This is a genomic window from Hyphomicrobium sp. D-2 (assembly GCF_029872155.1).
In the GTDB taxonomy this organism is placed as follows: Bacteria; Pseudomonadota; Alphaproteobacteria; order Rhizobiales; family Hyphomicrobiaceae; genus Hyphomicrobium_A.
The window spans coordinates 151800-173391 of record NZ_JARXLA010000001.1; the positions used below are offsets into that span (position 1 = coordinate 151800).

23 protein-coding genes are annotated in these 21592 nt (G+C 61.4%); 15 read left to right on the forward strand and 8 right to left on the reverse strand.

Annotated features, from left to right (window positions below; all coding sequences use genetic code 11):
- Positions 1–660, reverse strand: a complete 660-nt coding sequence (locus tag QEZ49_RS00665) for a hypothetical protein (protein WP_280383247.1) — start codon at positions 658–660, stop codon at positions 1–3.
- A 63-nt stretch (positions 661–723) separates the two neighbouring features.
- Here QEZ49_RS00665 and QEZ49_RS00670 point away from each other — a divergent pair, with 63 nt between their 5' ends.
- The 3 genes from QEZ49_RS00670 to QEZ49_RS00680 all read left to right on the forward strand — a co-directional run bounded on the left by QEZ49_RS00670 (position 724) and on the right by QEZ49_RS00680 (position 3371).
- Complete coding sequence (locus QEZ49_RS00670) at positions 724–1254, forward strand: adenine phosphoribosyltransferase (protein WP_280383249.1); 531 nt, start codon at positions 724–726, stop codon at positions 1252–1254.
- A 259-nt stretch (positions 1255–1513) separates the two neighbouring features.
- Positions 1514–2608: an S-methyl-5-thioribose-1-phosphate isomerase gene (gene mtnA / locus QEZ49_RS00675; RefSeq protein WP_280383251.1), complete on the forward strand. Its 1095-nt coding sequence runs from the start codon at positions 1514–1516 to the stop codon at positions 2606–2608.
- A 91-nt stretch (positions 2609–2699) separates the two neighbouring features.
- Positions 2700–3371: a class II aldolase/adducin family protein gene (locus tag QEZ49_RS00680; protein WP_280383253.1), complete on the forward strand. Its 672-nt coding sequence runs from the start codon at positions 2700–2702 to the stop codon at positions 3369–3371.
- Between the two features lie 114 nt (positions 3372–3485).
- Here the strand turns inward: QEZ49_RS00680 and ppk2 are convergent, their stop codons facing one another.
- Positions 3486–4406 carry a polyphosphate kinase 2 gene (ppk2, locus tag QEZ49_RS00685; RefSeq protein ID WP_280383255.1) on the reverse strand — a complete coding sequence of 307 codons (921 nt, stop codon included), beginning with the start codon at positions 4404–4406 and terminating at the stop codon, positions 3486–3488.
- Positions 4407–4655: 249 nt separating this feature from the next.
- Between ppk2 and QEZ49_RS00690 the strand changes: the two genes are divergently transcribed.
- Complete coding sequence (locus tag QEZ49_RS00690) at positions 4656–5636, forward strand: NAD-dependent epimerase/dehydratase family protein (protein WP_280383257.1); 981 nt, start codon at positions 4656–4658, stop codon at positions 5634–5636.
- The gene (locus QEZ49_RS00695; RefSeq protein ID WP_280383259.1) at positions 5620–6903 is read left to right on the forward strand and encodes an aminotransferase class I/II-fold pyridoxal phosphate-dependent enzyme; all 1284 of its coding nucleotides are present in this window, start codon (positions 5620–5622) and stop codon (positions 6901–6903) included. Before QEZ49_RS00690 ends, QEZ49_RS00695 begins: the two co-directional genes overlap by 17 nt.
- Positions 6904–6933: 30 nt before the next feature.
- On the opposite strand, the gene QEZ49_RS00700 is transcribed toward QEZ49_RS00695, so the two are convergent.
- Positions 6934–7170: a hypothetical protein gene (locus QEZ49_RS00700; protein WP_280383261.1), complete on the reverse strand. Its 237-nt coding sequence runs from the start codon at positions 7168–7170 to the stop codon at positions 6934–6936.
- Positions 7171–7183: 13 nt separating this feature from the next.
- Entirely contained in the window at positions 7184–7342 is a 159-nt protein-coding gene (locus QEZ49_RS00705) for a peptide ABC transporter permease (RefSeq protein WP_280383262.1), read from the reverse strand.
- Positions 7343–7665: 323 nt separating this feature from the next.
- Here QEZ49_RS00705 and QEZ49_RS00710 point away from each other — a divergent pair, with 323 nt between their 5' ends.
- Both QEZ49_RS00710 and QEZ49_RS00715 read left to right on the forward strand, forming a co-directional pair.
- Complete coding sequence (locus QEZ49_RS00710; RefSeq protein WP_280383264.1) at positions 7666–8700, forward strand: class I fructose-bisphosphate aldolase; 1035 nt, start codon at positions 7666–7668, stop codon at positions 8698–8700.
- A 288-nt stretch (positions 8701–8988) separates the two neighbouring features.
- Positions 8989–9423, forward strand: coding sequence for a heme-binding protein (locus QEZ49_RS00715; RefSeq protein WP_280383266.1), 435 nt, complete (start codon positions 8989–8991; stop codon positions 9421–9423).
- Positions 9424–9623: 200 nt separating this feature from the next.
- On the opposite strand, the gene QEZ49_RS00720 is transcribed toward QEZ49_RS00715, so the two are convergent.
- Positions 9624–9947 (reverse strand): hypothetical protein, encoded by a 324-nt coding sequence (locus QEZ49_RS00720; protein ID WP_280383268.1) that lies wholly within the window; start codon positions 9945–9947, stop codon positions 9624–9626.
- Positions 9948–9998: 51 nt separating this feature from the next.
- On the reverse strand, positions 9999–10598 hold the full coding sequence (locus QEZ49_RS00725; RefSeq protein WP_083509492.1) for an HdeD family acid-resistance protein: 600 nt from the start codon (positions 10596–10598) through the stop codon (positions 9999–10001).
- A gap of 373 nt (positions 10599–10971) precedes the next feature.
- On the opposite strand from QEZ49_RS00725, the gene QEZ49_RS00730 reads away from it, so the two are divergent.
- The 7 genes from QEZ49_RS00730 to QEZ49_RS00760 all read left to right on the forward strand — a co-directional run bounded on the left by QEZ49_RS00730 (position 10972) and on the right by QEZ49_RS00760 (position 18373).
- Entirely contained in the window at positions 10972–11634 is a 663-nt protein-coding gene (locus QEZ49_RS00730) for a thiamine phosphate synthase (protein WP_280383271.1), read from the forward strand.
- 113 nt (positions 11635–11747) lie between these two features.
- Positions 11748–12803: a tetratricopeptide repeat protein gene (locus QEZ49_RS00735; protein WP_280383273.1), complete on the forward strand. Its 1056-nt coding sequence runs from the start codon at positions 11748–11750 to the stop codon at positions 12801–12803.
- A 293-nt stretch (positions 12804–13096) separates the two neighbouring features.
- Positions 13097–13888 (forward strand): inositol monophosphatase family protein, encoded by a 792-nt coding sequence (locus tag QEZ49_RS00740; RefSeq protein WP_280383275.1) that lies wholly within the window; start codon positions 13097–13099, stop codon positions 13886–13888.
- Positions 13889–14028: 140 nt separating this feature from the next.
- Complete coding sequence (locus QEZ49_RS00745) at positions 14029–15084, forward strand: flagellar motor protein MotA (protein ID WP_280383277.1); 1056 nt, start codon at positions 14029–14031, stop codon at positions 15082–15084.
- 3 nt (positions 15085–15087) lie between these two features.
- Positions 15088–16116, forward strand: a complete 1029-nt coding sequence (locus tag QEZ49_RS00750; protein WP_068460319.1) for a peptidoglycan -binding protein — start codon at positions 15088–15090, stop codon at positions 16114–16116.
- Between the two features lie 570 nt (positions 16117–16686).
- Positions 16687–17145 (forward strand): DUF1629 domain-containing protein, encoded by a 459-nt coding sequence (locus QEZ49_RS00755; protein ID WP_280383279.1) that lies wholly within the window; start codon positions 16687–16689, stop codon positions 17143–17145.
- 55 nt (positions 17146–17200) lie between these two features.
- The gene (locus QEZ49_RS00760; RefSeq protein ID WP_280383281.1) at positions 17201–18373 is read left to right on the forward strand and encodes a hypothetical protein; all 1173 of its coding nucleotides are present in this window, start codon (positions 17201–17203) and stop codon (positions 18371–18373) included.
- 142 nt (positions 18374–18515) lie between these two features.
- On the opposite strand, the gene QEZ49_RS00765 is transcribed toward QEZ49_RS00760, so the two are convergent.
- Both QEZ49_RS00765 and QEZ49_RS00770 read right to left on the reverse strand, forming a co-directional pair.
- Positions 18516–19160 (reverse strand): hypothetical protein, encoded by a 645-nt coding sequence (locus QEZ49_RS00765; RefSeq protein ID WP_280383283.1) that lies wholly within the window; start codon positions 19158–19160, stop codon positions 18516–18518.
- A gap of 104 nt (positions 19161–19264) precedes the next feature.
- A complete protein-coding gene (locus tag QEZ49_RS00770; RefSeq protein ID WP_280383285.1) occupies positions 19265–21091 on the reverse strand; it encodes an ABC transporter transmembrane domain-containing protein in 1827 nt (608 codons plus the stop codon).
- A gap of 238 nt (positions 21092–21329) precedes the next feature.
- Between QEZ49_RS00770 and rpmE the strand changes: the two genes are divergently transcribed.
- Complete coding sequence (rpmE, locus tag QEZ49_RS00775) at positions 21330–21554, forward strand: 50S ribosomal protein L31 (protein WP_068460362.1); 225 nt, start codon at positions 21330–21332, stop codon at positions 21552–21554.
- Positions 21555–21592 lie beyond the last annotated feature (38 nt).

Sequence of the window (21592 nt, forward strand, 5' to 3'; positions counted from 1 at the left end):
TCACGCCGGTTTGGGCGGAGTGCTGCCGTCGGGGAAGGTGATCAGGATCTGCATGTGAATGAGCTCGGGGAAGAACGCCTTGAGCAGCGCGCCGCCAACCCAAAGAATGGCTGTCAGGAGAACCAGCGCAGGAATTGCGGCGACAACGGCCTTGATGGAGAAGGCCATGAGATGCGCGAAGGGCACATCGAAACGCGACACCGCCGTTGCATCGCTGGCGCTCGGCTGGCTGCGAAAAACGGATGGCGCGGTATAGTCATCCCGGTCGTAATCGGTGCGCTCAGCCTGCGCGGCGACTGAAGCAAAATCATGTGACAGGGACGTGTCACGTTTTTGGTCGCGTACCTGTTCGCGCCTGTGATCGCGTTTATGGGCGAGGCGTTCGCGCGATTTGGTCTCTCTATCGCGCACCTCCATGGCACGTGCTGCAATTTCCTCCTGCTCCCGCGCCGCGCGTTCGGCTGCTTCCCGTTCGCGGGCAGCACGTTCACGCGCCTCGCGTTCGCGCCGGATCGTGCGCGGAAGATCCTCGATGCCCTCGCCGGCCATAAGGGGGAAATCGACACTCGCCACGCTAAAAGCCTCCTCGAAAAAAACTGATCGCCCGCCGCTCGCGAAGGCGAAACCGGCGCCAAAGATTGGCACCTGCGGCAGCGTCAAACGCCTACCGCCCGAGGATCGATATTGCTATTTTGCGCCGGCAATTTGGCGGGAGGAAACCCTTTGAGTGATTTGCGCAGTCTAATCCGCAGTATTCCGGACTACCCAAAACCTGGCATCATCTTCCGCGATGTCACCACGTTGATGGGCGACGCACGGGGGTTCAAGGCCGCTGTCGAGGGCATGGCTGCGCCCTACGCCAACGAGAAAATCGATGCGGTTGTGGGCATTGAAGCGCGCGGCTTCATTTTAGGTGGAGCTGTCGCAGATCGGCTTTCGTGCGGTTTCATTCCCATCCGCAAGAAGGGCAAGCTGCCGTGGAAGACCATCGGCCAGCAGTACGCGCTCGAATACGGTGTCGACATTATTGAAATTCACGAAGACGCGATCACGCCCGGCCAGCGCATTCTGATTGTCGATGATCTCATCGCCACCGGGGGCACGGCGGAAGCGGCTGCCAAGCTCATCAGCCGCACGGGTGGACTGGTGGCTGGCGCCTCATTTCTGGTCGACCTGCCTGAACTCGGCGGCCTCGATCTGTTGCGCAGCCACGGCGTGCGCACCCATACGCTGATCGCATTCGAAGGGCATTGATGTGGCTGGCGCTGGCGCAAGATCGCTGCCACCGGATCGCGTGGCGCTGGCTATGCAACGCATCGGTGCGTGGCGTGCTGCGCCGGATCGGCCCGTCGCCTGTCCGGTTTGTGAGGCGCAAGGGCTGACGGTTCTGGACCGCTCCGCGCGTCCCTACGCTGAATGGTATGTGCTGGTCTGCAAAGCGTGCGGGCTTGAGCATACTTTGCAAATTCCGATGGCGCCGCCGGCGACGCCTTTTGAGTGAAAGTTTTTACGGATGAAGATTGAAGGCAAACCCTACCGCACCATCTGGCTCGCGCCGGATGGCTGGTCGGTTGAAATCATCGATCAGACCAAGCTGCCACATGCACTCTCCATCGTGCGCCTGGCGACGGTGGAAGCGGCCGCGCAGGCCATTCTTACCATGCAGGTGCGCGGCGCTCCGCTCATTGGCGCGACGGCGGCCTATGGCATGGCGCTGGCGATCCGCGATGATGCTTCTGATGCCGCAATCGAGCGGGTGAGCGCGTTTCTCGCCGCGCAACGGCCGACAGCCATCAATCTGCGTTGGGCGCTGGACGAGATGCGCCGCGCGGTGCTGCCACTGCCGGTAAATGCGCGGGCCGAGGCTGCTTATGCGCGCGCAGCTGCGATCTGTGATGAGGATGTCGAAACCTGCCGCCTGATCGGCGTGCACGGCCGCAAGCTGATCGAGGAAATCGCCGCGCGCAAGAACGGCGCGCCGGTGAATGTGCTCACACATTGCAATGCGGGCTGGCTTGCGTGTGTTGACTGGGGAACGGCGACGTCACCGATTTATCAGGCGCACGATGCCGGTGTGCCGCTGCATGTGTGGGTGGATGAAACCCGTCCGCGCAATCAGGGTGCGTCGCTCACCGCGTTCGAACTGGGCAGTCACGGCATCGCGCATACGATCGTGGTCGACAACGCGGGCGGGCATCTGATGCAGCACGGCGATGTCGACATCGTCATCGTTGGGACGGATCGCGTGGCTGCGAATGGCGATGTGGCCAACAAGATCGGCACCTATCTGAAGGCGCTTGCGGCCAAGGACAACGCGGTGCCGTTTTATGTGGCGCTGCCGCACTCGACGATCGACTGGACCGTGCAGGACGGCGCAGAGATCCCGATCGAAGAACGTCACGGCGATGAAGTGCTGAAGATGCCGGGCCGGTTGCCGGATGGCAGCGTCGTGACGGTGGAAATTGCGGCTCCGGGATCGCCTGCGGGCAACCCGGCGTTCGACGTTACGCCTGCGCGTCTCGTTACCGGCTTCATCACCGAGCGCGGCGTTTGTGCGGCCAGTCGCGAAGGATTGCTTTCGCTCTATCCCGAACGCAGGGTGGGTTAAATTCGTTCGCCGGCGGCCGGTTCCAACTTGCGTTCGCTGGCGGCCGGCTCCCCGCAGGGGAGTCGCCAGCGAACCAACAAAAGAGCTTTTCATGAGTGAAAGCGTTGACAGGGAGGAGCGGGACGCGCGCCGCGAGGTGATCGCGACGGCGCTTGCGATGAGCCGCTCCGGTCTGTCGCCTGGCCGCTCCGGCAATGTGTCGTGCCGCTGGAATGACGGCATGCTGGTAACGCCCAGCGGCATGGCCTATGAAGAAACCAAACCGCGCGACATCGTTTTCGTTGATGGCGATGGCAATGTGCCCGACGCCAAGGCACGGAAACCTTCCAGCGAGTGGCGCTTTCATCTGGCCGCGTATCGCGGGCGCGCCGACATTGGTGCTGTGGTGCACACCCATTCCCTGCACGCAACGGTGCTTGCATGCGCGCACAAATCCATTCCGCCATTTCACTATATGATTGCGGTTGCGGGCGGAAATGACATCCCGCTGGTGCCGTATGATACCTTTGGCACCGATCAGCTGGCCGACTATGTGCAAGCTGGGCTGGCCGAGCGCGATGCATGCCTGATGGCAAATCACGGCCAGATCGCGGTGGGTCGTGATCTTTCATCGGCGCTTGAGCTGGCGCACGAGGTGGAAGTGCTGAGCACACAGTATGCAAAGCTGCTCACCATAGGCGAGCCGCATCTGCTGACGGATGATGAAATGGAGCGCGTCCTGGAGCGCTTCAAAACCTATCGGCAGAACGCGCAGGGAAATTAAGTGATAGCTTTTTGATGGCGCTCGGCGACTCTCCTTCGGAGAGCCGGCCGCCGAGCGCGTAGCCGGCTCAGGCGATGCTGAACCGGCTGTTGTTGTTTGTTCTGGCGCGCAAGCTCAGTATTTCGCGGGCACGTACATTTCGCGCGGCACCGGGTGGCGCTGATAATCCGGGTGGTGCGTGCGTGCGGGGAGCACGACCGGCTCGTGCTGCACTTCCTGGTATGGAATTTGGTCGAGGAAGTGCGCGATGCAGTTCAGGCGCGCGCGCTTCTTGTCGTCGGCCTCAACCACCCACCAGCGCGCCTCAGGGATGTTGGTGTGCTCCAGCATCTGCTCCTTGACGCGCGTGTAGTCTTCCCAGCGGATGCGCGATTGCAGATCCATCGGGCTCAGCTTCCACTGCTTCAGCGGATCATCGATGCGGCGCGTGAAGCGGAAATGCTGCTCTTCGTCGGAGATCGAGAACCAGTATTTGATGACGGTGATGCCGGAACGGACGAGCATCTTCTCAAACTCGGGCACCGAGCGAAAGAATTCCTCGACCTCGTCTTCAGTGCAAAAGCCCATCACGCGTTCGACGCCGGCGCGATTGTACCAGCTGCGGTCGAACAGCACGATCTCGCCACCGGCAGGCAGGTGCGAGACGTAACGCTGGAAATACCACTGCGTGCGCTCGCGCTCGCTGGGGGCGGGTAGGGCCGCAACGCGGCATACACGCGGATTGAGGCGCTGCGTGATGCGCTTGATGGCGCCGCCTTTGCCGGCTGCGTCGCGGCCTTCAAACAACACGACAACTTTAAGCTTATTGGCGACAACATAGTCCTGCAATTTCACCAGTTCGCCCTGCAGGCGGAACAGTTCCTTGAAATAGAATGCGCGCTCGATGCCTTCCGACAGGGCGTCAGCGCCCTCACCGGCGTTATCCAGCATGCGCTCCATGCGGATATCGTCCAGTTCCATCTCCAGCTCTTCATCCAGGCTGTCGATCAGATCCGCGCGGGCGCGTGAGTCGTAGTTCTGCGATGTGCTGGTCACGGGTTTGGAGTTCCCCAAGTCTGATTGCGAGCAAAAAGCCGGTTTTATGCAAGCGCCTATATAGGCTGCGCTCCATGACAGATTTGCGAAGGCGGCATGCGGCCCGTTTGCTGAGCGTGCAGGCCTAGCCGTCATAACGGCTGGGAGCGAAGCTTTGTTCGCTGCGGATGAACCACCGCTGCAGAAAGTGAACGCCGCGCCTATCGAGATATTTATAGTTTTCGCGTTCAATGCGGGCAGGAGGCTCGCATGGGGAACATCCTCGTTACCGGAGCGCTCGGCCAGATCGGATCGGAACTGGTGCCTGCGCTGCGCGCTGAATACGGCCGCGATCGCGTCATCGCGACCGATCTGAAAGTGTTGCCGCCCACGGGAGCGGAGGCGCTGGCGCCCTACGATCATCTCGATTGCACGGACCCGCACCAGTTGCACGAGGCTGTGCGCCGCCACGACGTTTCGACCATCTATCATCTGGCGGCATTGCTTTCAGCTTCGGCGGAAGCCGCGCCGCAGTTTGCATGGACGGTTAACATGAGCAGTCTTTACAACGTGCTGGAAGTGGCACGCGGCTATGGCTGTCAGGTGTTTTTTCCCAGTTCGATAGGCGCCTTCGGGCCGGATACGCCGCGCGATATGACACCGCAGGTTACGGTGCAGCGGCCGACCACTATTTACGGCGTGACGAAAGTTTCCGGCGAATTGCTGTGCGACTATTACGCCTCGCGCTTCGGTGTCGATACGCGCGGGCTGCGTCTGCCGGGGCTGGTGTCATATGCGGCGGCGCCTGGCGGTGGCACCACCGATTACGCGGTGGAGATGTTCTGCCATGCGGTTCGTTATGGCCAGTACACATGTTTCCTTGCGCCCGAAACGCGGCTCGACATGGCCTACATGCCCGACGCCATCGACGGCATGATGCGGCTGATGGCAACGGATGCAGCCAAGCTGCGCTATCGCAACGCCTACAACATCACTGCGATGAGCGTGACGCCGGAGGAGATTGCCGCCGCGATACGCGCGCATATGCCCGGTTTTGAGATCGACTATGAGATCGATCCGGTGCGGCAGGCGATTGCGGATAGCTGGCCGCGATCGCTGGATGACAGCGCAGCGCGCGCAGACTGGGGGTGGTCGCCGAAATTCGATCTTCACGCCATGGCGCGCGATATGCTTCTGCGCCTCGGCGAAAAAATGAAGCCGGCGCGCCAGCGCGTTGAAGCCCGCCGTTGAAGTTCTGCTGATTGAGGTTGCCATGCCGATCGATAAACTGACGCCGGTGCTGGATAAAAAACTGCATGAGCTTGCAGCGTCGGGACGTCTGAAGGGCGATGAAACCGTCACCGTTGGCATGGTTGAACCGGCCGAGGGCAAAGGCCCGCGCTACCTCATCGAAGGCCACGGCAACCGTCCGTTTCTGCGCATGAACTCGAACAGCTATCTGGGGCTGTCGTTCGCAACGCGTGTGCTGGAAGCTGAGGAAGAAGCGGTGCGCCGCTACGGTTCCGGGCCGGGGGCTGTGCGCTTTATCTCGGGTACCTGGGCGCCGCACGTGAAGCTGGAAAAGCGTCTTGCCGATTTTCACGGGCGCGATGCAGCGATGCTGTTCTCGTCCGCCTATGCCACGGTGATGGGTGTGCTGTCGCAGCTCATCACCGACAGCACGCTGGTGCTCAGCGATGCGCTCAATCACAACTCGATCATCAATGCGATTGCGCTGTCACGCCCGGCTGAAAAGCGCGTCTATGACCATCTCGACTACAACGAGATCATGCGCCAGCTTGGCGCCTTCACCAAGAAGTGCAAGCGCGCGGTCATCGTGTCCGATGGTGTGTTCAGTATGCGCGGCGATCACGCGCGTCTTGATGAACTGATGCGGTTGGCGAAGCTGTTTCACCCGCTTTACGCCGAGGGCGTGATTGTCGTTGCGGATGATTCCCACGGTGTCGGTGCGTTTGGCAAAACCGGGCGCGGCACTGAAGAAGTATGTGGCGGTGTCCACGTCGATGTGCTGATCGGCACACTGGGCAAGGCGTTTGGTGTCAACGGCGGTTATGTCACCGCAGCATCATCCATCATCGACTATCTGCGCGAGACATCGCCGTTTTACATCTACTCCAACCCCATCACGCCGGGGGAGGCGGAGGCAGCGCGCGTTGCTGTCGACCGCGTTGACAGCGCCGAGGGCGAAGGTTTGCTCGCGCATCTCAGTGCGATGGGCGTGCGCTTCCGCAATGGGCTTGCAGATCTTGGGCTGGAGACGATCCCCGGCGAGCATCCGGTTGTGCCGCTGATGGTGCGCGATACCGAACGCACGAAGCAGCTTGTCGCTCACTTGCGCGACAGCGGCATTCTCGCGACGGGGCTGGCATATCCGGTGGTGCCCAAGGGTGAGGATGAAATCCGCTTTCAGATTTCGGCCGACCATACCGGCGATGATATCGACGAGGCACTTGCCGCGCTGGCTGCATTTGCCGACGCGAACGCGACGACGGCGTAATCCGCATCGCGCGGACGCGCCGTGCCTGGGCTACATGCGATCCTTCAATCCTGTCACATTGCTCTGCGCCGCGCAGTGGGCACAGCAGAAAATCTTGCCGTTCGCGGCCTCAACACCGTGGCCGATGACGCGGCAGTTGCAGTGCTCGCAGCGCGGCGCCATTGCCGATATCGCGCATTCGAAGCTGTCGAATGTCATGGTCTTGCCGGCCCGCGTGATCTGAAAGGCCCTGTCGTAATCGTTGCCGCATGTATCGCAGACAGCCATGGCGTCCTCCGTGTTAGCTAAAGATCAGCGCGCCAATGAACGGCAGCGCGATCATGCCGATCAGACCGGCGATGAAGATGATGCGCTGGGTGCGGGTTTTCAGGATGATCTCGCCCTGCCGCGCCTTTTGCGCCGGATAGTTCTGCAGATCATCCGTGGTCGGGCGGGCCATGGCGCGCTCCTCTTCTCAGGGTTGATCGCTATTGAAGGCCAACGTCCGCAGGGGCAGACGGTTCCAGATAGGGCCATTTCCGGCGCCGGCCATCGCGGTCCAGAGCGGGCCTTTGCTCGCCGGGTTCCTGGCTGGACTTGACCGGGATCAGGTTTCTGCAGCCTGGCCCGCGCCGGTTACCGGCCGGATCGCGAAACCCTGCCCCGTCGACGCGGTTATGCACGCTGCAGGTACTATTGACGGACCTGCCGGGGCTGGCCCTCAGAGCGTTTTGGCGCTAAGTCCAGCCGGTAGAATTATGCCTTCCTATGCGAGGAATGTTCATGACTGAAGAGCTTGCAAAGATCGCCCAGGCCATGGTTGCCCCCGGAAAGGGTATCCTCGCCGCCGACGAGAGCTCTGGCACTATCAAAAAGCGCTTTGATTCCATCGGTGTAACGTCAACCGAGGACTCGCGCCGCGACTATCGCGAGATGCTGTTCCGCGCCGACGATGCGATGAAGAACTATGTGTCCGGCGTCATCCTGTATGATGAGACCATCCGTCAGAAGGCCAAGGACGGCACGACGCTGGTTGATGTCATGAAGGCCGCTGGCTCCATTCCGGGCATCAAGGTTGATACCGGCGCCAAGGCATTGGCCGGACGGAATGCTGGCATCGAAACCGTCACCGAAGGCCTCGACGGCCTGCGTGAGCGGTTGGCTGAGTATCATCAGCTTGGTGCCCGTTTCGCCAAGTGGCGCGCGGTCATCACCATCACTGACAGCCTGCCGTCGTGGAACTGCGTCAAGGCCAATGCCCACGCGCTGGCCCGCTATGCTGCGCTGTGCCAGGAAGCCGGTATCGTTCCGATCGTTGAGCCGGAAGTGCTGATGGATGGCGCTCACGCCGGTCACACGATCGAGCGCTGCTATGACGTTACCGAGTGGACGCAGCGCGTCGTGTTCCAGGAACTGTATGACGCCGGCGTCGCGCTGGAAGGCATGGTGCTGAAGCCGAACATGGTCATCGCCGGCCAGAAGTGCGCCAAGCAGGCATCGCCCGAGCAGGTGGCTGAGCTGACGGTGAAGTGCCTGAAGTCGACCGTGCCTTCAGCCGTGCCGGGCATCGCGTTCCTCTCCGGTGGCCAGAGCGATGAGCAGGCGACGCAGAACCTGTCGCTGATCAATGAGATCGGCGATCTGCCGTGGAAGGTAACGTTCTCCTATGGCCGCGCGCTGCAGGCCGCCGCACTGAAGGCCTGGGGCGGCAAGGCTGAGAACGTCGCTGCCGGTCAGGGTGCATTCACGCACCGGGCCAAGATGAACTCGCTGGCTGCTCAGGGTCAGTGGAAGCAGAATCTGGAAAAGGCAGCGTAACGGTTTTTGCTGCAACATTCCGCAAGTCTGACATTGAAGACGTTTCGCGCTCCAACGCGCGGAACGTCTTTTTTGTTTAAGCGTTTTCAATGCGGGGAGCACTCCGGCGCCGCACCCGGCCTGTCGGGATCATCGGTTGCCTGAGGGCTGCGAAGGCGGGCCGGTGCTCGTTCACGCAATCGGAATGCATTTGATTTGGTATTGCGTGGACTTTGTTGTCCCCCCATTTACGCGCGTCTGTAATTTTTGCTCCGGCAGAATCCCTGCCGATACTCCCTGGAGATACTCATGCACGTTACGATGAAGAGTGCCCTGGCTGCCGTCGAGGCTGCCCGCAAGGAAGCCGTGAAGCTGAAGACGCAGATGTGCATCGCGGTCGTCGATTCCGGCGCCAACCTGAAGGCTTTCGTGCGCATGGACGATGCGTGGGTCGGCTCCATCGACATCGCAATCAAGAAGGCCAAGACGGCGGTTTATTTCGGCATGCCCACGGGTGAGATCGGCAAGCTTTCGCAGCCGGGCGGATCACTGTTCGGCATCGAGCATTCAAACGAAGGGCTCATCACCTTCCCGGGCGGTCTGCCGATCGTCGATGAGGAAGGCGTGCTTGTCGGCGCCATCGGCGTCTCGGGCAGCTCGGTTGAGAACGATCACAAGGTTGCCGCTGCCGGTCTCAAGGTTGTCGGTATCTGCGATCTGCCGCAGCATCCGTGGCGGACTTGATTTGGTGGGCGCGGGCGACTTCCGCTGCGCGGAGCCGGCCGCCAGCGCATTTTAAGTTAGCGCTGGCGACTGCCCTTCGGTCAGCCGGCCGCCAGCGCTGATTGGTTGGTATGACGAATAAAAAGGCGGGGCCGCAAAGCCCCGCCTTTTTTATATGAAGACGCGAGTTGGAGTGGAAAGGCAGCCAATGCTGCCTCGTCTCACAGCTTCTCGACGCTGTCGGCCATGTCACCGACGACGCGAACGCGATATTCTGCGTTCTCGCATGTCAGAATCCACACCGGTTCGTCAGCCCGCGAAGCAGCAGGATCGCGCTTTGCCCCCGAAGGGTTCTTGCACTCATAGCCCTGCCTGCGGATCTGAACCGCGAGGATGTCGGCGGGGATCTCTTCGTTGGCGACGGTGGTGGTCGAAAGTTCGGCCACCTGCTGTGCCTGGGCGCTGTCCATCCCGCCGGACGTGGCGGCGTTGAGAAACAAACCTGCACCCAAAGCTAACACTGGAAACAAAGCCAGCTTTTCCATCGGCAACCCAACTCCCCGCCATGTTACGCGTCTAAATCGCTTGCAATCCGATCAGCGGGCAGCAGGCACAGCCTTGTCGTGCTCGCTCTTCCCCGCCAGAGCGAGGAAAATATAGCTCCAACCGGAGAACAGAAGGTTGATGCCGACCAGAAGACCGAGCGCCCACGTTGCCGAACCCGGCAGGCCGAGTGCGATCAGTACACCGACGGCGATGGCGGCGATGCCCGACAGCAGCAGCCAGAACCAGCCTTCATGCGGGCTGACGCGATAGGCCATCACGATCTCGAAGATGCCTTCCGCGATGAAGAGCGCGGCAAGCACGACGGCGAGGGTGAGCAGGCCGGTAAGCGGGAAGAAGGCAAGATAGCCGCCGACGATCAGATACAACGCGCCGATAATCAGCTCCCACAGGAAGCCTGACCACTGCGGGGCCTGGAAGGCATGGAACACCAGCAGCGCGCCGCCGATGAGGAACAGCCAGCCCAGCATGATCTTGGCGGCGATGGTGGAGACCAGCGGGAACGCGATGGCGGCGATGCCGGCGATGATGAGGCCGATGCCGAGGGCGAGGAACCAGCCCCACTTCTCGGAGATCAGTGCCTTCGTTTCGGCGACGCGCATTTCCATTTCCGGAACTGTAAGTGAAGCCATGAGGATGTCCTCCCGTTGCGACAGGTGTCGAATAAAGCCAGGCCATGGAACCCGAGCGGGACGGCAAATTTGGCGTGCGCCATCGCGATCGCTTCCGGAGCCGATCGGGGCCAGCATGACACTTCGGGGTTGAGTTTTTGGCGCTGCGGAGGCGCGAAATGGCTTCGAATGTCCCGCGATTTTTTTACCCGCGCTTAGGATGCGGCGGCAGTTTGGCGCCTCTGGATGCGCAGGCAACCTATGGTAGAGTGGCGTTGTGTCCCTGCCCAAAAAACCGCGATGGGTGTGGCCGCGATGGATTGCCATTTGGAGGGGTCGCTTTTCCGCCGTATTGAGCCCTATTAGGCTTCAGCTGGCGGGATTGGAAAAGGCGATGGCACAGCAGGATCAGGAACAGGATCAAAAGGATGGGCCGGCGCTGTGCTTGGTCGTGACGGCCGGGTCGGACGCGAGCGCGCTGGCCGATGTGCTGAAGCGCGCGCATCCGGCGAGCGTCATCATTGCTCCGTCGAACGGTGAACCGCTCACGGCTGCGAACGCGCGGCCGCTGGTGGAGCTGGTGCAGTCGCAGGAGATCGCCGCTCTGATTTATGCCGATGCGCAGCTTGCCCGCACACTGCGCGCTGATGGTGTTCATCTGCCCTGGCAGCAGGACGTCGTAGCGCAGTATGGCGAGGCGCGCGATATTCTCGGCACGCGCTACATCGTCGGCATCGATGTCGGGCGCTCGCGCCATGATGCGATGACGCTGGCGGAGGCAGGGGCCGATTATATCGGCTTCGGCATTCCCCCCCATGTCGAGGATCGCGAAGCGGCAGGCAACCGTCGCCGCGAACTGGTGGCCTGGTGGAGCGAGATCTTCGAAGTGCCGTGCATTGCGCTGGATGTCGAAACGCCGGAGGAGGCAGAAACGCTGTCGGCTGCGGGTGCGGATTTCATCGCGCTGGTGCCGTCATGTGCGCTGACGGCCGATGAGTTTGCAACGCTTCGCGACGCCATTGTTGCGGCGGCTCCGGTGCGCGAGGAAGTGGCATGAGGCAGCGGCGGCGTCATCGCATCGTCATGAAGGCGTGTGCATGGGCGCCGCAAGGTGCGCTTGCGAGCCGCTTGATGCGCGTGACTGCGCGGACGCCGATTTGCAGCCTGTTGGTGGCTATAACGGCAGTGCTGTTTGGAACCGCGTTGCCGCTGAGTGCTGACACCAGCTCGTGGATCATGAAGTCCACCGAGGTGCCGAAGCCAACCGGCGGCAAGCCGGTGAAGGTGGCGCCGAACGAAAAGTTCGCCAAGCCTGCACAATCTGCCCAGCCTATTCCGCAGGCGCAGGGCAAAGGCTTCGGGGCCAAGTTGCTGGCGGAGCCAAGCGGCGATGAGGCGCCCTATATTGCTTTCGATCAGGGGCAATATCTGACGGCTGCCAAGCTGGCGCGTGAGGCCGCAAAGAAGGGTGATCCGCAGGCGCATACGCTGATGGGGCGGCTTTATGCTGAAGGCCTTGGCGTTAGCAAGGATCTTTCGACCGCCATCAAATGGTATGCCCATGGCGATGAGCTGGGCGATGTCCAGTCCACGTTCGCGCTTGCCGTTTTGCTGGCCGAAGGGCGCGGGGTGAAGAAGGATCGCAAGCTGTCCGCCGAACTGTTCGAGAAAGCGGCGCGGCAGGGCCATCCGCAAGCCAACTACAATCTTGGACTGCTGTTCATGAAGGGCGATGGCAAGCCGCAGAATCCCTATCGTGCTGCGATGCATATTCGTTACGCGGCCGAGAAGGGCGTCGCCGTTGCTCAGTATGATCTGGCCAGCATGTATCAGAACGCAACCGGCGTTGAGCCGAGCGCGCTGGAGGCGGCGCGCTGGCTGAGCAAGGCTGCGGAGCAGGGCATGCCGGAGGCGCAGTTTGATTATGCGGTGGTGCTGCTGCGCGGGCTGGGGCTGACCAAGGACGAGCCGAAGGCCATTCCCTATCTGCACACGGCGGCCCAGAAGGGTCTGGTGGCGGCGCAGAACCGATTGGCTCACGTTTACGCGCTGGGTGTGGGCGTGAAGAAAGACCCGAAGGAAGCCGCCAAATGGCGGTTCATCGCCCAGGCGGGCGGGTTGAAGGACGAGGAACTCGACGCCTTCGTGGAAAAGCTGCCCAAGGCGCAACGGTTGGCTGCGCAACAGGCCGCGGTGGAATGGCGCGAAGACGCCGGCATGTTCTAGACTTGCTTCCTTCGCACCGGCGACTCCCCGGTGGGGAGCCGGCCGCCGTACTTTTAGGTCGCGCTGGCGACTCTCCTCCGGAGAGCCGGCCGCCAGCGCTTATTGGTGCGCTGCTCCTTCTCCGCACGGCATTTCGCCAACCGTTCTTAATCCTGTGCTGACACCTGAAGCCTAGGGTTTATCTGCTTTTCTCGCCCGCAGCGGCCGTTGGCGCCCTTGCCAGAGCAGCCTGCAAGGGTTACTCGGGCCGTCCGTGCCGGAGGGTCGGCGCGCTCGCCAAGGATTTTCGCACCATGCCCGCTTCAGCGCTTATGAACGTGATGATCGGCGCCGCCCGCAAGGCCGGGCGCAGCCTCAGCCGTGATTTCGGCGAGGTGGAACAGTTGCAGGTGTCGGTGAAGGGGCCGGGCAACTTCGTTACCGCTGCCGATCTGCGCGCTGAAGAGATCATCTATCGCGAGCTGGCCAAGGCGCGGCCAGGCTATTCATTCCTGATGGAAGAACGGGGCGAGGTTGTGGGCGATGATCGCACGCACCGCTGGATCGTCGACCCGCTGGATGGCACCACCAACTTTCTGCATGGCGTGCCTATGTTCGCCATTTCGATCGGGCTGGAGCGCGAAGGTCAGCTTGTTGCGGGCCTCATATACAATCCGATTTCGGACGAAATGTTCACGGCCGAAAAGGGCAAAGGCACCTTCCTGAACGATCGCCGTCGTCTGCGTGTCGCGGCCCGCAAGCGGCTGTCGGATGCGCTGGTGACGACGGGCATTCCGCACATCGGCCGTCAGGGCCATGCGGTGTTCAAGCGCGAAGCCCATGCTGTGTTTCCGCAGGTTGCCGGGGTGCGGCGCACCGGTTCGGCGGCGCTCGATCTTGCCTGGGTTGCCGCCGGTCGCTTCGATCTCTACTGGGAGCGTGGCATCAAGGCGTGGGACATGGCGGCCGGCATCCTGATGGTGCGTGAGGCAGGCGGCACTGTCACAGATCTTTCCGGCGGCGCCGATATGCTGGTCCATGGCGAAGTGCTGGCCACCAACAGCGCCCTGCATAAAGAATTCCTGCCGCTGATCGCCGCCGGTTGAGGTGCGGATAACACTGCCCGGTGTGGCTGAGATGCGCTTTATGTAGCGCCGGGCACGATGTTGCCCGGTTTGTGCTGTCAATGGCTTCGGGTATTGTCGCGGGCTGGTAAAATTTTGAAGCGGCGGGTCGGAGCTCGGGGATGGCAAGACGACGCAAGAATGAAGCGAGCGGATCGGCGCTGGGGCATCGGCCATTGACGCCGCCGGGTGTGTTTCTCATCCGCATGCTCATCTTTTTGACGCTGGTGGCGTTCCTCGTTGCCATTCTGCACAAGCAACTCATCGACAGCTTCCTGCACAACCCTGGCCTCAACGGTCTTATCGTTGGCGTGCTGGCGCTGGGCATCATCTATGCGTTCCGGCAGGTCATCCGGCTCTATCCTGAAATCCGCTGGGTGAATGCGTTCCGCATCGCTGATCCGGGGCTCGCCATTTCGCACCAGCCGGTGCTGCTGGCGCCGATGGCTGCGATGCTGCAGAACCGCACCGGTACGCTGTCGCTTTCCACGGCGTCGCTGCGCTCAATTATGGATTCCATCGGCTCACGCCTCGATGAAGCGCGCGACACCGGTCGATATCTCGTCGGCCTGCTGGTGTTCCTCGGTCTGCTCGGCACCTTCTGGGGTCTGCTTGAAACCCTTGAATCGGTTGGCGGTGCCATCGATTCGATCGACACCAACGCCACCGACAACGTCACCATGTTCTCCGACCTCAAGGCCGGCCTGTCCGCGCCGCTGAAGGGCATGGGCACGGCGTTCTCGTCATCGCTGTTCGGTCTTGCCGGTTCGCTCGTGCTTGGCTTCCTGGAACTGCAGGCCAGCCACGCCCACAACCGCTTTTACAACGAGCTTGAGGAATGGCTGTCCGGCATCACCGAGCTGACGCCGGGATCGACCGGCTCGTCGGATCAGGTGAACCGCCAGCTCTCCACCGCCATCCTGCACATGCAGCGCGCGGTTGAGGATCTCTCCACCCGGCTGTCCGATCAGGCCATGGCGGGCGCGTTGGGTGGCGGCGGCAGTGCGGGCAGCGAAGAGCAGCTGCGCGAGCTTGCCCGTGGCGTCAATCAGCTCGTGGCCCAGATGCGCGCCGAACAGAAGGTGGTGCGTGAGTGGGTCGATGAGCAGGCCGGTCAGCAGACCGAGCTGTCGAAGACGCTGAAAGAGCTTTCCCTCAACCTGCAACGCCGGAGCTAGCCGATGGCGGGCGGGCGATCGCGGCGGCGCGCGGAATACAACGATTTCTGGCCCGGCTATGTCGACGTTCTGTCGACGCTGCTGCTCGTCGTCACGTTCCTGATGTCGATCTTCATGCTGGCGCAGTATTTCGCCGGGCAGGAAGCCAGCGGCAAGGACACCGCGCTGCGCCAGCTGACGCTGCAGATCACTGAGCTCACCAACCTGCTGTCGCTGGAGAAGGGCAAGAGCAAGGAGGCGCTGGACGAGATGGCGGCGCTTCAGGCCACGCTGTCCAGCCTGCGCGCCGATAACAGTCGCCTGTCCGGTTCGGCGCTGTCGGGCGATGAAGCTGCAAAGTCAGCCGATGCGCGCATCTCCGGCCTCACCATCGAGCTGGAAAATCAGAAGAAGGTTTCCGATGAAGCGCTGGCCAAGGTCGACCTGCTGAACCAGCAGCTGCTGTCGCTGCGCCGGCAGATCGCGGCGCTCAACGAGGCGCTGGAGGCATCCGAAAAGAAGGACGCCGAGAGCCAGACCCGCATCAAGGATCTGGGCGCACGCCTCAACGCCGCCCTCGCCCGGCAGGTGCAGGAGCTGCAACGCTATCGCTCCGACTTCTTCGGCCGCCTGCGTGAGCTGCTGCGCAACCGCAAGGACATTCGCGTGGTGGGTGACCGCTTCGTGTTTGAATCCGAAGTGCTGTTCCCCTCCGGCTCCAACCAGCTGACGCCCGAGGGCTTGGCGGCCATGGACCAGCTCGCCTCGGCGATCATCGAGCTGGAAAAGGAAATTCCGAAGGAGATCGACTGGGCGCTGCAGGTGGATGGCCATACCGACATCCGGCCGATCAACAGCCCCACGTTCCCATCCAACTGGGAGCTATCGACCTCGCGCGCGATCGCCGTGGTGCGTTATCTCGCCAGCCGGGGCGTGCCGCCGGAGCGGCTGGTGGCGGCGGGCTTCGGCGAGTTCCGTCCGCTGGAAGCTGGCACCGACGAGCTGAGCCTGCAGCGCAACCGCCGTATCGAGCTGAAGCTCACCAATCGCTAGCGCGATCTTTTTGTTTTGCACCGGCGACACCCCTGCGGGGCGCCGGCCGCCGGTGCTTTATTTAGTGAGCGCCAGCGACTCCGCTGCGCGGAGCTGGCCGCTGGCGCATGATTGGTGCGCGCTGGCCCGCGGTGCCTCCGCAGCGCGTGCGCGTAGCCGGGCATGGTTGTTTGCTGCGCTCGGCGACTCTCCTTCGGAGAGCCGGCCACTAGTGTACTTTTGTGGCGCCTTGCGACTCCGCTGCGCGGAGCCGGCCGCAAGGCGCGGACCGTCGAGTGGTTTTTATCTGCACTCGGCGTTACTCCCTGCCGGGAACTGGCTAGTGCGGACGCATGCCGCCTCTCAACGTCATCCCGACAACGGTCGGGATCCATGCCAGTTTAGGTGTTTGATCGGTTGCAGAAGAATGCACGGACTTCGGTAGCGTCAGGCAACAAACAAAGCAGCGCAATGCCATATTATATTGAAACGTCACTCAGCGACTCCAGGTCGGTAAGTAAGGACTTCGTTCCCGAGATAACGTACCGACAACAGGTGTTCATCGATGGGGACGGACCGCGTCCGCCGGACGTGAGCGCTGAACTCCCGACTGGACTGCGCGTCGGCAAGCCTCGCAAGGGCGCAACGCCGCATATCTTGGGCTGGTCCCTTGGCCCCTGGATCGTTTCTACAAGAGTCAAAGAGATCATCGACGAGCTCGAGCCGGGCGTGCACACGTCGATTCCTCTAACGCTCACCGCGGAAAAGACGGGCGAGCCTTTCGACACCTACCATCTTCTCCTGGCGACACCCATCGTCGATGCCTTGGATGCTGACCATACCGACTGGCATCGGGGCGAGCCTGCGCAAGGTCTTTCCAGTTTTGGGCGGATCGCCCTTAAGGGCGAGGCCATAGCCGGCCGACACCTGTGGAAGCTACCTAGTCCACATATTCAGAAGTATTTCTGCTCTGACGAGCTGCGGACACGCCTAGTGAGCGAAAAACTCGATGGGTGGCGCATGGCACGAAAATGCCTCGTGACGGACTGAACCCAGCAGGCGTGTTTGAGGTGAAGATATCAGGTTTGAAACAGGGCTGAGGGAAATGGCCATCAGTAAATATATACGCAACGGTAGTTTCGCGCTTTTGCTATTGTCCGCTTTGCTTCTGCTTTCGTGGGTCTATTTATCAATGCCTGAAGCCAATGCTCAGCAGCAACCGGAACATGTTGTTTTGCAACCTAGCGGTGTCATTGAAGTGCCGCCGTATGGGGCGATGGCGTGGTTCCCTGACAGTCGACGTCTTGCGATCGCCTCGAATGGCATACGTATTGTGGATACGGTGGACGGAACTGTATCTCCTCCCTTAACGAAACAAGACGGACTTCGTCTATTCATTAGTCCCAATGGCAAGTATTTGGCGGCTTTATTGGGTATAGGATTTCGTCTTTTTGCTACGGAGACATGGAGTGAGTTAGCGGCATATAATTCTCAAACCGGAAATTGTAAGGCTGGTTATCTCAGGGGGCTAGCATTCACAGCCGATAGCAGTTCGATCTGGTTAGGCTGCGGCAATCGCGGAATACAAGGAGCAATCAAATTATCACTACCGAATCTTGAAGTCGTGGATCGCCTTGAGGTCGCGCCAGAATGGACACCGGAAAGCGATCTTTCGCGACGTTACTTCATTCATATCCAGTATCCTGTTCCGATTCTTCATCTTGTAACAACTGACTACGAAACACCGAGCACTCCGGGTGTTCTTACCCCAGCTAGAAAACAGGTGCGTGCCTATGATCTAGAGAGTAAGAGGCAATTGGTGGATATGACATTCGAACGAAAGGAGGATTGGCCTTCGGCGACGTCACCGTCTGTGTATTTATCGGACGATTTGAGTACCTACCTCGTTTATAACGCATATCCTCTGCCAAGCGGTGTTGTTTCAAGCTTTAATGCGGCCACTAAAACAAAAATTGCTGTTTTTCATCCGCCGTTAGATCAAGAAAGTGCACCCTCGCAAACAAAACTCGATGTTTTGCTTGGGCGTCGCCTACTCTTTAAAGACGATAAAGTGATTGCCTGGGCAATCAAGTTGCCGAGTCGCGATGGGGCAATTTTAGGGTGGAATTACAAAACAGGAAAGCTGGCTCAAGAAATTAAACTGCCATATGCCTTGAGTGAAATAATTCTGTCCCCTGACAAAACCAAGATTGCTGTAATGAAAGAATTCGCACCAGCGGAGCAGCGGACGATCCAAATTTATACCGTCCGCGATTAGCTGATGGCGTATTGAAACTCCAACACCGGAAAACAAAAAGGCGCCCGATTGCTCGGACGCCCTTTTTATTTTCAAGCGCTGTGATCCCGCGGCTTAGCTGATACGCGGGTTGCCCGCTTCCAAAGCTGCAGCTCACAGCCAATCACGGCGCTGCGGGTGCTGCGTCCTGCGAGGGCGGTGGCATCGGCACCGGGCTCACCTGCTCGCGTTCCTTCTTGAGGTCCGCCTGAGCCTGGCTGAGCCGCTTCTGCGCGGCCGCAAGCTGACCCTTGAGATCGGCCTCCAGAGCGTCCTTGGCGGCGTTGGCGGCCTTCAGCGCATCCTCAGCGGCGGCGCGGGCCTTTTCCAGCACGCCGGTCTGCAGTTCCAGATCGGCTGCCTTCTTTTTCAGGCCCTCAAGCTGCCCCTGCGCGTCATCGACCTTCTGGCGGGCGGCGTTCTGCAACTCGGCCACCTGTTTCTGCAAATCGGTGATCTGAGCCTGCGCGGCTTCGGTGTCGGCGCGCGATTGCTTCAGCGCGTTCTCGACCTCCTGCCGCGAAGCGTTAGCCTGCTCCATCTGACGGGCCAGGTCGGTCGCGTTGGCCTTCAGCCGGTCACGCTGGGAGGTAAGGTCCGCGCGCGCCTTTTCCGATCTGAGGTGCTGCTGATGCTTTGAAAGCGCCGTATACCCCGAATAGGCTGCGATAGCGCCGAGGCCGATCAGCAGCAGCAAGATCCACAGCGGCGCAGGATTGCCCTGTGTCGCCTCCTCGGGCTGCGTGCCCGGGTCGAGTTCAGTTGACATGTTGTTCCCCCTAGTCCCGATAGTTTCGTTTGGACGTCACATTACGCCGCTTTCCGTGACCCTGTCACCGGGCACTGGCGGCATGATGCGCGGGAATGGGGCGGCTATTCGGCGGCTTCGGCCGAGAACTGCATTTCTGCCAACCGAGCATACAGACCACCCCGGGCGATCAGCTCGCCATGGGTGCCCTGTTCGACGATCTCGCCCTTGTCCATGACGATGATGCGGTCGGCCTTCTGCACGGTCGAAAGGCGGTGAGCGATTACCAGCGTGGTGCGGCCGGTCATCAGGCGTTCCAGCCCCCGCTGCACCAGGGCTTCGCTTTCGGTGTCGAGCGCGCTGGTGGCTTCGTCGAGTAGCAGGATCGGCGCATCCTTCAGGATGGCGCGGGCAATGGCGATGCGCTGGCGCTGGCCGCCCGAAAGCGTGATGCCGCGCTCGCCCAGCCGGGTGTCGTAGCCGTCCGGCAGCGCGCGGATGAAGCCAGCGGCCTGCGCTGCTTCTGCGGCCCGCTCCACCGCCTCGCGGGAGGCATCGGGGCTGCCGTAGCGGATGTTGTCGGCGATGGTGCCTGCGAACAGCGCCACGTCCTGGGGCACCAGAGCCATGCGGGCGCGCAGGGCATCGAGGTCTACCCGGCGCACATCGATATCATCCACCAGCACCGCGCCCTGCTGCGGATCGAAGAAGCGCAGCAACAGGTTGAAGATGGTGCTCTTGCCGGCTCCGGAAGGACCGACGATGGCGATGTTTTCACCGTGGCGGGCGCACAGCGAAACGTTATCGAGCGCAGGAAGATCAGGGCGGCCCGGATAAGCAAAGCTCACCCCGTCGAGCGCCACTTCACCCAGCGGCGGCACCGGCAACGGCACCGGATCGGCGGGTGAGGTGATCTCCGGCTGCAGCGCCAGCAACTCGGTCAGGCGCTCGGCGGCACCGGCCGACTGGTTGATCTCGCCCCAGATTTCCGAAACCTGTGCGAACGATGCACCGGCGAACACCGCATACAGCACAAATTGGCTTAGGCGGCCCACCGACATGCTGCCATCGATGACAGCCGCAGCACCGAACCACAGGATGCCGACGATGCAGGCGATGACGAGGAACATCGCCAGCGCTGTCAGTGCCGCGCGGGCACGCATGCGCTCGCGTGCGGCTTCAAACGAAACCTCAACGGCGCTGCGATACTGGTTGGCCGCTTCCTTCTCGTGGGCGAAGGCCTGCATCGTGCGCGAAGCGGCAAGGTTTTCCGAGGCATAGGCCGAAGCTTCGGCCAGCGTATCCTGTGCCCGGCGGCTCAGGCGGCGCACCGAGCGGCCCACCGCGATCAGCGGCAGCACGGTCAGCGGGATTGCCAGCAGCACCAGCAACGACAGATGCACGCTGGTGACGAACATCATGACCAGCGCGCCAACCATCATGATAAGGCTGCGCAGCGCCTGCGAAAGCGACGTGCTGGCCATCGCCTTGATCTGCGTGGTGTCGGCGGTCAGGCGGCTCATCAGCTCGCCCGAATGGTTGCGCTCGAAGAAGGCGGGGCCAAGCTCGGCAACGTGGCGGAACACGTCGCTGCGCAGATCCGCAACAACCCGCTCGCCCAACCAGTTGACGTAGTAAAACCGTGCCGCGCTGGCGACGGCCAGCACAAAGCCGATCAGAATCAGAACCGCGAAATAACGGTCGATCAACACGCCGTCATGGCTGCCGAAGCCCATGTCGATGACGCGTCGCACCGCCAGCGGAATGGCGAGCATGGCGAGTGCAGAAACAACCAGAGAGATTGCGGCAAGCGTCAGCTTGCCCCTGTGCCGGGCTACATAGGGCCACAGCGCCGCGAGAGGTCGCAGGCGGGGCCGCCGTGAGGCATTGTCCACTTCATTCGCAGCCACGGAGGGCAGTTCGGTGTTTTTTGTTTTTTTGTCTTTTTTCAAGACGTTAACTCTTTGGTCGGCCCCGTCGGACAGGTGCGTCAATTTTGACGGACCATGCCCCACGGGCTTATGTCACTCAAGTGCCATCAGGACGCGGGCATTGTGATCGCTTCGCGTGAGGCGGTCTGGCTTGTTTCCGGCGGCCATCTCGACTATAGAGGCCGCTTCCGAACACACCAATCTGCCCGGACAGACAGGCTACTGGCCAGCGGGCGAGGCATTCAGTCAGGGCGCACCTATGAAGAACGATCCCGATCTGCATCCGGATTACCATCAGATCAAGGTCAAGATGACCGATGGTACCGAATTCATCACGTATTCGACCTACGGCGCCGAGGGCGACGAACTGGTGCTCGACATCGATCCGTCCTCGCACCCGGCCTGGACCGGCGGCGATCAGCGCCTGATGGATCGTGGCGGCCGCCTGTCGCGCTTCAAGAAGAAGTTCGAAGGCATGTTCTAAGCGCTTTGCGCGTCGGGGCACTGCCTCGGCAGCGCGAA

Excerpts from the sequence above, each read along its gene's own strand:
- QEZ49_RS00700 (WP_280383261.1), bottom strand. The coding sequence starts at position 7,170 with ATGGCTGTCTGCGATACATGCGGCAACGATTACGACAGGGCCTTTCAG.
- rpmE (WP_068460362.1), top strand. The coding sequence starts at position 21,330 with ATGAAGAACGATCCCGATCTGCATCCGGATTACCATCAGATCAAGGTC.
- QEZ49_RS00710 (WP_280383264.1), top strand. The coding sequence starts at position 7,666 with ATGACTGAAGAGCTTGCAAAGATCGCCCAGGCCATGGTTGCCCCCGGA.
- QEZ49_RS00705 (WP_280383262.1), bottom strand. The coding sequence starts at position 7,342 with ATGGCCCGCCCGACCACGGATGATCTGCAGAACTATCCGGCGCAAAAG.
- QEZ49_RS00740 (WP_280383275.1), top strand. The coding sequence starts at position 13,097 with ATGCCCGCTTCAGCGCTTATGAACGTGATGATCGGCGCCGCCCGCAAG.
- QEZ49_RS00720 (WP_280383268.1), bottom strand. The coding sequence starts at position 9,947 with ATGGAAAAGCTGGCTTTGTTTCCAGTGTTAGCTTTGGGTGCAGGTTTG.
- QEZ49_RS00725 (WP_083509492.1), bottom strand. The coding sequence starts at position 10,598 with ATGGCTTCACTTACAGTTCCGGAAATGGAAATGCGCGTCGCCGAAACG.
- QEZ49_RS00760 (WP_280383281.1), top strand. The coding sequence starts at position 17,201 with ATGGCCATCAGTAAATATATACGCAACGGTAGTTTCGCGCTTTTGCTA.
- mtnA (WP_280383251.1), top strand. The coding sequence starts at position 1,514 with ATGAAGATTGAAGGCAAACCCTACCGCACCATCTGGCTCGCGCCGGAT.
- QEZ49_RS00765 (WP_280383283.1), bottom strand. The coding sequence starts at position 19,160 with ATGTCAACTGAACTCGACCCGGGCACGCAGCCCGAGGAGGCGACACAG.
- QEZ49_RS00750 (WP_068460319.1), top strand. The coding sequence starts at position 15,088 with ATGGCGGGCGGGCGATCGCGGCGGCGCGCGGAATACAACGATTTCTGG.
- QEZ49_RS00715 (WP_280383266.1), top strand. The coding sequence starts at position 8,989 with ATGCACGTTACGATGAAGAGTGCCCTGGCTGCCGTCGAGGCTGCCCGC.
- QEZ49_RS00680 (WP_280383253.1), top strand. The coding sequence starts at position 2,700 with ATGAGTGAAAGCGTTGACAGGGAGGAGCGGGACGCGCGCCGCGAGGTG.
- QEZ49_RS00730 (WP_280383271.1), top strand. The coding sequence starts at position 10,972 with ATGGCACAGCAGGATCAGGAACAGGATCAAAAGGATGGGCCGGCGCTG.
- QEZ49_RS00690 (WP_280383257.1), top strand. The coding sequence starts at position 4,656 with ATGGGGAACATCCTCGTTACCGGAGCGCTCGGCCAGATCGGATCGGAA.
- QEZ49_RS00745 (WP_280383277.1), top strand. The coding sequence starts at position 14,029 with ATGGCAAGACGACGCAAGAATGAAGCGAGCGGATCGGCGCTGGGGCAT.